Source organism: Acholeplasma equifetale ATCC 29724, from assembly GCF_000687735.1.
GTDB lineage: Bacteria > Bacillota_I > Bacilli_A > Acholeplasmatales > Acholeplasmataceae > Acholeplasma > Acholeplasma equifetale.
In genome coordinates this window covers 60392-69992 of record NZ_JHXL01000007.1, presented here as the reverse complement: position 1 = coordinate 69992, position 9601 = coordinate 60392, and the positions used below count along the sequence as shown (strand labels likewise).

Here is a 9601-nt window from a genome sequence, read left to right as displayed (position 1 = left end):
CATTAGTTTTAGAAATGGCTACTTTGGTTGGTATTGCTGATCAACTTGACAAAAAACCAGCCCAACTATCAGGTGGTCAACAACAACGTGTTGCGATTGCACGTGCACTTGTTAAAAAGCCTCGCGTATTGCTACTCGATGAACCACTATCAAACCTTGACGCGCGTTTAAGATTACAAACTCGTGAAGAAATTAAACGTATTCAAAGAGAAACGGGAATTACAACCATTTTCGTTACTCACGACCAAGAAGAAGCGATGAGCATTTCTGATTATATGGTTGTTATGAATTTTGGTACAGAACAACAATTCGCAAAACCTCAAGACATTTACACAAACCCAGTGAATGCGTTTGTAGCTAAATTCTTAGGAGTTCCACCAATTAACTTAGTTGAAGGGGAAGTTAAAAGTGGCAAGGTTATTTTAGGTAAAGATTTCGTTGTTTCTGAAACTAACGTTAAAGATGGATTATACAATATTGGTATTCGTCCAGAAGATTTCAGAGTTGTTGAAAAAGGATATAAAATTCCAGTTGGTCAATATGATGTTGAAACAATTGGTAGAGATACATTAATTAGATTTGAAGTTGAAGGAACTCAAATTAGAGCTTTAGTTGATTCAGATACTGTTGATGTAGAAAAAGATGTAATTATAGGTGTAAAAACAAATAAGGTTCACATTTTTGATAAAGAAACCGGAGTGGTTGTAAAATGACAGAAAAACAACCTAAACCTGCTCCAGTGAAAGAGTTTTTCGCTGAAGTTGGTTGGAAAATTAAACAATTCTTTAGAGCTTGTAACCAATTTATAGAAAGATTTTTACCTTTCTTATCAAATTGGCTACATTGGTTAAAAGCTATCTTCTATCTTTTACCTGCAATGATACTTTTAAGTGTATTCACATTCTATCCAATTATTAACTCATTCTTAGTTTCATTCTATGTTGGTTATGGATTTGATGCTGATGCTCATAAATGGTTGTTTGATGGCATTTCATTAACCAGCAACTACACCTATGTTTTAAATAATGAAGATTTTATTAATGCGATTTTTAATACATTCTATATGGCAATCATTACAGTGCCTGTGAGTGTTATTGTTGCATTATTAATTGCCGTATCAATGGCATCTATTAAACCTCTTAAAGGTTTATACCAATCTGTATTCTTCTTACCATATGTTACAAACTCAATTGCATTAGGTTTAGTATTCGCATTTATGTTTAAAAACAATGGTATTGAAATTAACAACTATCTTAACTGGGTTGCAGCAGGTTCTGACCCTGCCACAACACCTCAAATGAGTTTTGGTTTAGTAAACCAAGTGATTGTTTGGTTAGGTGGTAAGCCTGTTGCATGGATTGCATCTGGTGCAACATACTGGTCAGCATTAACAGTTATTCTTGTTTATACAATCTGGAATGGTTTAGCATTTAAGATCATCGTATTCTTAGCTGGTATTCAAGGTATTGATAAACAATATTATCAAGCAGCACAAATCGATGGTGCATCCAGACTTAAGACATTCTGGCGTGTAACAGTTCCATTAATATCTCCAATGATTTTCTATATTTTAATTACATCAATGATTGGAGCATTTAAAACATATTCATCTGTTGTCGCTATTATTGGTACAACAGGTAAAATTCAAGCGGGTGCTAATGGACCAATTGACTTAAGAACAATTGTATTCTATGTATATGACTTCTTACAATTTGCTACAACTAATGGTCAATTATCTTATGCAGCTGCAGCATCTATTGTTCTATTTGGCATAATACTCGTGTTTACAGCTCTTCAATTCTGGGCTGGTAAAAAACGAGTACACTATTAGGAGGTGCTTTCATGAAACGTATAACAAAATCAATGAAAGTACTAGATTTACTTGCGACATTATTTGAATTAGTACTTGCTATTGTAGGATTAGTAATGTTCTTTGTATTCTTCAATGCCTTACAACTTCCTGAAAGAATGGACTTACCAGTTGAACAAGTTGAACATGTTGTTATGGGTATGACAATTATGACAGCAGAAATGAACTTAATTATTGGTTCACTCATTGCGTACTTAATTGTATTTATTCCATTAGTATTCATGGGCTTCAAACGATTCTTCGATAAAGAAAATATTGAAATTGATGTTTGGAGTTATCGTAATCAATACTTATTAGCTTTCTTTGACTTAATCACATTAAATATAGTTTCTGCAGTTATTAGATTTTTACTTGCTCAAGAAATCTCATTAACTGTAGTAGAACACGGATTTATTGAAAGTGTTAAGAAAACATTTATTAGAATGAAAGAAAGATTTGTTAAATTAGGTCAAGGGTTTGTCATTTTATATAAGAAAACAGCAAATCTATTCTTAAAGGAAGAAAAGAAATATAAGTTTACTCAATTATCTAAAGAACAAGAAGATATTGAAAAACTTAATCGTTCAGCACTTATAGTTAAAGTGATTCGATTAGTCGCAACTTATACATTCTTAACACTCATGGCATTGTTCATTTTCATCCCATTCTACTGGATGATTATTACAGCATTAAAAGATAACTATACACTTGTCAACGACATGTCACCATCATTCTTCGTTGATCCAAGAGAAATGCAATGGGTAAACTTCAAATATGTATTAGAAGAATTACAATTTGGTACTTATATTAAAAATACATTATTTGTTGGTGTTACAACAATGCTTGGTACAACAACAATTACAATTTTAGCGGCATTTGCATTCTCAAGATTAGATTGGAAGGGTAGAGATTTCATTTTCTCAATCTTACTTGCAACAATGATGATTCCAGGAGAACTTTACACAATTACAAACTATGTAACTGTTTCTAATCTTGGATGGGTAAAAACAGATAAATCATTCTATGCATTAATTCTTCCATTCTTAACTTCTGTATTCTATATATTCTTCTTAAGACAATCCTTCAAACAAATTCCTGACACGTTATATCGTGCAGCGAGAGTTGATGGATGTACAGACTTTAAATATTTAACTCGTGTTATGATTCCGGTTGCAGCCCCAACAATTATTACAATCGTTATTCTTTCAGTATTAGGTGCTTGGGATGCATACATTTGGCCACAACTTGTTGCAGGTAAAGATCATTGGTTAATTTCTGTTGCTCTCCGTAATGAAGGATTTACGGTAGGTACAGGTTCCGATGCTAGACCATTAACAAACTTACAAGTTGCTGCGAGTGCATTAGTAACCGTTCCATTATTAATCGTCTTCTTCACCTTTAAAAAATATATTGTTACTGGTGTGGGAAGAAGTGGAACAAAAGGTTAATCTTATTCTTAAGTTTAAAAAAATTTAAAAAAAGGAGAAAAGAAGTAAATGAAAAGAATATTCTCTTTTGCAATGCTAGCATTGATTTCATTAAGTTTATTCGCTTGTGCTGAAGCGAGAAACCAAAAACCAGTAATCAATGGCGCAAAAGACATTACAATTACACAAGGTGATCCATTTGATCCATTAGAAGGGATTACAGCTACAGACCCTGAAGATGGTGATATCACTAAAAATATCCAAGTAGTTGGTTGGACTGCAAGTAATACTACTGAAGAAGCAGGTACATACTCAATTACTTACACTGTTTCAGATTCTAAAGGTTTAGCAGCAGATCCAGTTACAATCGTTTTGGAAATTAAACCTAGAGGTGGTGGATCAGCAAAAGCTCCAGTTATCTCAGGTGTTGTACGTAACCAAGAATTCTATATTGGTACAGGCGATTGGGATCCATTAAACGGTATTACTGCAACTGACGAATTAGACGGTGATATTACAGATAAGTTACAAGTTGTTGAAGATGCTGAATCATTCTATGATTTAACATTCCCAGGTAAATATACAATTAAGATTCGTGTCGTTAACTCAAATAATATTGTTGCTAACGAAACAATTATCTTAAATGTTTTACCTTCACCAATCCCAACAAGCATTCCTAAGACAGAAATTAAGATTGTTTTATGGCATGCTATGGGTGATGCAAACCAACAATTATTAAAGAAATATGCTCAATCATTCCATGATTACTATGCTAAACCAGAAAATGGTGGATACAACTTTGTAGTTGAAATTCCAGATAGCAAAGGTAACTATGATTCACTTAAGACAGAAATGATTTATGCAATTACAGCTGGTACAATGCCAAATATGGTTCAAGCATATCCGGACCACGTTGCAGAATACTTAGCGGGTAATGCGGTTATTAACTTAAACCCATATATCTACAATGCTACATGGGGATTAAATGGCGCGGATGCATTAGATGACATCATTCAATCATACCGTGAAGAAAACTCACAATATGATACATTGGGTACATATTATTCATTACCATTCAATAAATCTACTGAAGTTATGATTTACAACAAGACATTATTAGATCAATTAGGATTAGATGTTCCTGAAACATGGCAAGATATTTTTGAAATGGCTCCTACATTAAATCAATGGGCACAATCAAACAATATTCAAAACTTCGTTCCAGCATCATATGACTCATTAGGTAACGCATTTATTACTTTCGTAAGACAATTTGATGGTAAATATACAGGTATTAATTATCAAAACTTCCAAGGTCAATACTTATGGAGAAATGATGAAAATACTACAGCAGCAATGCAATTCTTAAAAGATAATAAACAATTTATTACACTTCCTGAATATTGGGATCAACAATACGCTTCAACACCATTTGTTAACAGACAAACTGCTATTACAATCGGTTCAAGTGCCGGTGTAAGATATAACGTTCCTGCTAACAATTTATTTGAAATTGGTGTTGCTCCAGTTCCTTATAATGCTGATAAACCTGAATCTAAAGCGGTTATCCAACAAGGTACTAATATTGCATTATTAAAAACTGGTACAAATGAACAAAGATTCGTATCATGGTTATTCTTAAAATGGTTAATTAATACAGAAAATACAATTGACTGGGCAATGAACACAGGTTACTTACCAGTTCGTGAATCAGGTTATAACCACCCAACATATCAAAGCTTCTTAAATAACCCAACAGCGGATCAAAAATATATTTCAATGGCAGCTAATGCAGCATACTTACAATTTGATCATTTCTACTATGACCCTGCATTCATCGGTTCAAGTCGTGCAAGAACAGCAGTAGGTGATGCATTAGAACGTATTATGTTAGGTGATGGAAACATCGCAGCTGCGCTTGAAGATGCATATAAGACCGCTTCATTAGGTCAATAATAATTGTTTTGATAGGTATTAATATAAACATTAAAAAATTTCCAATAGGAGGAAAGAAAATTGAACACAGTATTCAAAAAGTCTTGGTTTAAGACTATGATGTCTGTTGTCGTTGCAGCATTCGCAATTATGTTTGTTGTAGCATGTACAACTCCTGAAAAGTCAGATCAAGATTATGTTGCTGATGCAAAAGGGTCTTTACAGATTGTTTATGCAACAGGCGACAGTTCATCAAGTGTAACCAAAGATATTACACTTGCTTCATCTGTTACAGTTGAAGATAAAACTGTTACAGTTACATGGTCATCTTCTAACACAAATATTATTAAAGTAGAAGGACAAACAGGTAAAGTTACTCGTCCAGAGGCTAACACTGAAGTTACATTAACTGCTACATTAAAATTAAATGAAACTACAGACACTAAAGAATTTAAAGTGACTGTAACTAAAGCAGAAGTAACACCTCAAGAAGCACTTCAAGCGATCGAAATTGGTGGAGCTACATACAACTCTACAACAGATCGTTATGAAACAACAGGTAATTTAACATTACCAACAACATCAATGGGATTAACAGTGTCTTGGACATCAAATAATACAGATTTAATTAAAACTGATGGTACTGTTACAAGACCAAGTTGGGATTCATCTGACCAATTAGTACAATTAACTGCATCTATTAATGGTGTAACAAGAACATTTAGAATTATTGTTAAGAAAATTGATGTAAGACCAGTTGAATCAATCTTAGAAGAAGCTTATGAAAAACTATTAATCGCTAACACAACTGATGGTGTAAGTAAAGATTTAGTTCTTCCTACAACCGTTGCAGTTGATTCATATAGCGTTAAAGTTACATGGTCATCATCTAATACTGATATTATTGCAAATAATGGTCAAGTATTCCTTCCAGAAGAACAAACTGTAGTTATTTTAACTGCTACACTTTCTCTTGAAGGCGAAGAAGAAACATTAGAGAAAGTATTTGAACTTACTGTTTTAGCAGGATTAGAACCTGAATATTCAGGTGATATTGCTGGTCTGAAAGAGTGGGGCAAAACAGCACAATCAAACGCATACGCTAAGATTGAAGGCGTAACAGTTCTTGCTCGTCATAAAGATGGATTAATGGTAGCTGACGATACAGGAATCTTATTTATCTTTACTCAAGCTGCTCCAGAAGAAAAATATGAAGTCGGTAAAGTATTTGACTTCTATGGTGCATTCAACTTTTACTATGGTGCTCCTCAATTGCAAAATGCAACAGGTAAATCTGTTCGTGGTGTTGCATCAAGTGCTAAAGTAACAGAACTTGCACCAACAGTTATCGATGACTTTGCTGCGTATATCCAAGCACAAATTGCTAAAGAAACATCAGAAGCAGATCCTTATAATAAAGATAACTTATTCGACTTTGAATATATTCAAGTTGAAGTTAAAGTACGTGTTCAAGGTTCTGGTAACTATGACGTTTTCTTAGTTAACCCAGATTATGATGGTGGTAATCTTGACTCATCTGCTAACTCAGCATTAACTACAAACGCAGGTATTATCTATTATCAATCAAATATTGCAGACGTTCGTTTATTTGATGGATTAGTTGTTAAGATGAACCTCTTCTTATATTCAAGAAGAACAGATAGAGCGATCTACACATTCGCATTTGGTGGTACAGCTGATGATATCGAACCTGCAGCAACTAACGAACAAATTATAGATATCGTTGGTGAAGCAATTCAAGCAAATGTTGCTGGTGAATATGCACAAGCTGCTACAATCTCACTACCAACTTCAATGTTAGGTGCGACTATCTCTTATGAATCAGATTCTCCGTTAGTTGATGTTGCAACTGGTAAAGTTACAATGCCAGAATCAGGACAAGAAGAGGTAACAATTACTGCAACTATTACTAGAGAAGGCGAAACTAAGACAGTTACAATCAAGACTAAAGTTGGTGAATTACCAATTATAGACGTTCAAGATGCGCGTGACGGTTATGTTAAAGGTGCATCTGTAAGAGTTCAAGCTTCAATCACTGCAATGATTAACGCTAGATACTTTGTATTACAAGATGAAACTGGTGCAATTTCAATTTACATCGGTGATAATAAGTCTCCGTTTGTTGTTGCATCAAGCCCAACTCAAACTACAATTGACGGTATCAATGCATTCTGGGCTTCATACGGCAATAAATTAGTTGAATTAGAAGGTTTCTACGACACTTACAATGGAAACATTTATATTGTTCCAATGAAGATTACTGTTAAAGGAACTGGTTCAACTTATGCACCAACAGATATCAATGACGTTGAATTAACTAAGGATGGATTAGCTCCATACTTAGCTAAGAACGTTTCAGTTTCAAACTTAGAAATTACTGCTAAACCATCTCAACAATATGGCAATATCTTATTCACATTAAAGAATGATAAAGATGAAACAATCAGCCTATTTTGGGATGCAAGAACATTATTATATGGTGGAAATACTGTTGAATCAATAACTCAATACTTAAACGGATTTACTGTTGGTATGAAAGTTGATTTAGTTGGCGTTACAGTAAACATGCAAAATGATGAAACTCCAAGATTTGAATTCAACGCATTATCAAACATCAAAGTTCACGTTGAAGAACCTACTACTGATGAAGGTAAAGTTGATTCAGCAGGAGCAAACATTTCAATTCCTGAACAAACATCAGCATCTACAATCACATTACCAGCAACTGGTTTATGGGGAACAACAATTACTTGGACATCAAGTAATGATGAAGTTATCAACCCAGAAACTGGTGCAGTTGTAGTTCCAACAGGATTAGCTGTTGAAGTTACTTTAACTGCTAAAGTTAAGTTAAATGATGTTGAAAAAGAATTTGAATTTGTTGTATTAGTTGGTCAACCAATTACATCTATTTCAGAGGCACACAAATTAGCTGCAGATTCATTTGTAAGAGTACAAGGTATTGTTATTGCTAAATCTGTTTCAGAAGCATTTGGTAACGCTCAAATTTACATTCAAGATGAAACAGGTGGTATTCAAGCATTCCGTGCTACAGGAGAAGATGCAAATAAAGTTAACGTTGGTGACTTAGTAATTTGGGAAGGTAACGTTACGACTTATCAAGGTATGAACCAATTTGCTCAACCAAGTGCTACAGTTAAGAATCAATTAGTCACAGTTGTTGAAGAAGCAGCGGGATTACCTAACCCAATCGCTATTGAAGAAAAAGCTGACTTAGCTACAGCTAAACTTCAATTAGCTTCAGTTACAGGTTTCTTAAAAGAAACATATGCAACATTTGAGCAAAGTAAATACTATAAGTTTGTTCTTGCTACTGGTGAAGAAGTTGAATTCCGTATCGTAGCATTAAATGACTCAAGTGAAGCAAATGTTAATGCGATCATTAATAAATTAACTGGTAAAGCTGCAGGAACTGAAATTACAATTACTTCAGTTGTTGCAAACGCATCTACTCCATACTTCTTAATTACTGATGCTGATCAACTTACTGTTGGTTCATTAGGCGATGATGAAGTATTAGCAGAACTTGCTTTAAATGCATTAGTTTTACCAGAAAATGAACAAGAAGTTACAGAAAACTTAACATTACCTACAACTGCTTTATTTGGATTTACAGTTGAATGGACATCATCTAATATAGATGTAATCGCTAATAACGGTACAGTTACACGTGGTTCATCTGATGAAGAAGTAACATTAACTTATAAAGTTAAAAAAGATGATACAGTTGTATTAACTGGAACTATTGATGTAACAGTTAAAGCTGAAGGCGCAGTTGGTCCAACCCAACCAGTAACAGTAAACATGCAGTGGACAAGTTCATCATCAAATATGGATGAAACTACTAATTATGCAGAAACATTAGGCTTAAATCCGGATATATTTACAGTCAAAGCTGTTAAAGGTAGCGCAAGCTCGATTATTGGGATTTATACTGACTTAAGAATTTATGGAAACAGAGCCGATGGTAATGGTAACTCACTAGTTATAACAATTGCTGCCGGTTACAAGATTACTTCAATCACATATAAGTTTGGGGCCTCTAATAATAATGCTATTGGTACATTAGCATTTGATTCAGGTACTCCAATCAATTTAGCGATTGCTGATGTATTAAATGTAGATAAAACTTATTCTGATCTATCTGCATCAACAATTACTTTAAAGAACACTCATTCTGGTGGTGATAAAAACGGCCAAATCAGAATTGATGGAATTAGCATTACTTATATTTCTGTAACTGAGTAATTATCAAACGGTATAAAAATGAACGGCAAATCTAAACAATTTGCCGTTTTTCTTTTTATATATTTAGCCAAAAATCACTTTGAAGTTCGTATTTATAACA

At 33.8% G+C, this 9601-nt stretch carries 5 protein-coding genes; all 5 read left to right on the top strand.

The genetic code is table 11. The features are described from left to right. A partial coding sequence (locus T434_RS08050; RefSeq protein WP_162150733.1) for an ABC transporter ATP-binding protein occupies positions 1–713 on the top strand: 713 nt, incomplete at its 5' end. Beyond that, entirely contained in the window at positions 710–1831 is a 1122-nt protein-coding gene (locus tag T434_RS0104505; protein WP_051614414.1) for a carbohydrate ABC transporter permease, read from the top strand. The genes T434_RS08050 and T434_RS0104505, both read left to right, overlap by 4 nt. Before the next feature lie 11 nt (positions 1832–1842). Further along, the gene (locus T434_RS07520) at positions 1843–3297 is read left to right on the top strand and encodes a carbohydrate ABC transporter permease (RefSeq protein ID WP_051614412.1); all 1455 of its coding nucleotides are present in this window, start codon (positions 1843–1845) and stop codon (positions 3295–3297) included. A 48-nt stretch (positions 3298–3345) separates the two neighbouring features. Continuing rightward, positions 3346–5232 carry an extracellular solute-binding protein gene (locus T434_RS0104495; RefSeq protein WP_026400084.1) on the top strand — a complete coding sequence of 629 codons (1887 nt, stop codon included), beginning with the start codon at positions 3346–3348 and terminating at the stop codon, positions 5230–5232. Positions 5233–5292: 60 nt separating this feature from the next. Then, entirely contained in the window at positions 5293–9501 is a 4209-nt protein-coding gene (locus tag T434_RS0104490) for an immunoglobulin-like domain-containing protein (protein WP_026400083.1), read from the top strand. Positions 9502–9601 lie beyond the last annotated feature (100 nt).

Excerpts from the sequence above, each read along its gene's own strand:
- T434_RS0104505 (WP_051614414.1), top strand. The coding sequence starts at position 710 with ATGACAGAAAAACAACCTAAACCTGCTCCAGTGAAAGAGTTTTTCGCT.
- T434_RS07520 (WP_051614412.1), top strand. The coding sequence starts at position 1,843 with ATGAAACGTATAACAAAATCAATGAAAGTACTAGATTTACTTGCGACA.
- T434_RS0104495 (WP_026400084.1), top strand. The coding sequence starts at position 3,346 with ATGAAAAGAATATTCTCTTTTGCAATGCTAGCATTGATTTCATTAAGT.